The sequence below is a fragment of the Ruegeria sp. BF7 genome (genome assembly GCF_056538605.1).
On record NZ_JBQFTM010000052.1, the window covers coordinates 1 to 1,312 of the forward strand.

2 protein-coding genes are annotated in these 1,312 nt (G+C 60.1%); both read right to left on the minus strand.

What is annotated here, in order from left to right; translation table 11 throughout:
- Positions 1-851: tyrosine-type recombinase/integrase (locus ACR0IK_RS24330; RefSeq protein WP_480643683.1), on the minus strand; the 851-nt coding region annotated here is incomplete at its 3' end.
- Between the two features lie 29 nt (positions 852-880).
- Positions 881-1,312, minus strand: a 432-nt coding sequence (locus tag ACR0IK_RS24335; RefSeq protein WP_480643684.1) for a DDE-type integrase/transposase/recombinase, incomplete at its 5' end; no start/stop codon positions are given.

Here is a 1,312-nt window from a genome sequence, read left to right on the forward strand (position 1 = left end):
AGGCGGCGGCCCAACACCCGGTCGGCCTTGGAGACTGGTCTGAACAGGGGGCCGTCGCTGATCTGCCCAACCTCGATCCAATGCACCAGTGCCTGCGCGGCGCGCGCCTTGAGCACCAGCCGGGGCGTTTCACCCTTGATCGTGGTCTTGGTCTCCAGCAGCGAGAGCCAGACCACACCTTCCTTTTCGAACGCTTTCAGGCTGACATCCTCGCGCATCAGTGCCGTGATCTCGGAGCGCCGTCTACCACCAGAGGCCCAGCCCAGCATCAGGATCGCCCGGTCGCGACAATCCCGGCGGGAGCCGCGGCAGGTGGCCAGCAGCTGTTCCAGCACATCGCGGGTGATCGGGTGCTGCGACTTCGGGGCCGCAGGACGGGCCGCGGCGCGGCGCGCCTTGGCGCGGGCCTGTTTCACCTGAGGGGCGTCAAACGGGGAGGCGAGGTTCTTCATGCGGTGGAAGGCCAACCAGGAGGCGATGCGCCGGTCCAGGGTGGATGGGGCCGGACAGGCCAGCGATCTGCGCAGCCCTTGATCTATCAATGCTTCCGCCGTCCGGCGGGCGCGATCGTCTGGTGCCGCGTCATTCAGATCGCGGGCGTGATCGAGGATGAAGGCCAGCGCGATGTCCTGACGCTCCGGCCACTCAAGCGGCTTCTTGAAGGCCACATTGGCCCACGCCGTGATGTAGAGCAGGTCGCGCTCATAGGCCCGCAGCGTATTGGCCGGCGTGCCGCGGACATAGAGGTCGGTCAGGGCCTCCTGATCCGCCTGGGAGAGGGCCGGGAAGGGGCCGGGAAGGTGTGGGGCAGGAGGCTTCATGGCAGCCATTTTGCGCGCGATTTCCGGCAAAATCAATCAATCCTGATAAGGGGTACTTATCATGTATAATAGGAATTTGATTGCACGACATAAGAAACGAGCAAAAGTGGTGAATTTTGCGCATAGTAAGGTGGGGGGCTCTGGTTATGGGGAATTTTGCGGATCATGTGCGCAACTTCAATCCCATCCAGCGTAGCGGAGGCGGAAGCGAACGACTTGAATCCTAGCATTGGGCGGATCCGGCGTTTGATGAAACGATGGTCTTGTTCAATGAGATTGTTAAGGTACTTCCGATGCAACATCTCAATTGAAATTGGACATCCAAAACTCTTGAGCATGGTGTTGACGGCTTTGATACCAGCAGTGTTGGCGCCGCTCTTGTCGATGACGATCTTTCGTGGAAGGCCATTGCATTCAAGCATTCGAACGAAGAACTTGGTGGCGGCTGGTTTGTTTCGACGTCGTGAAAGCATGAAGCCAAGTGTCTTGCC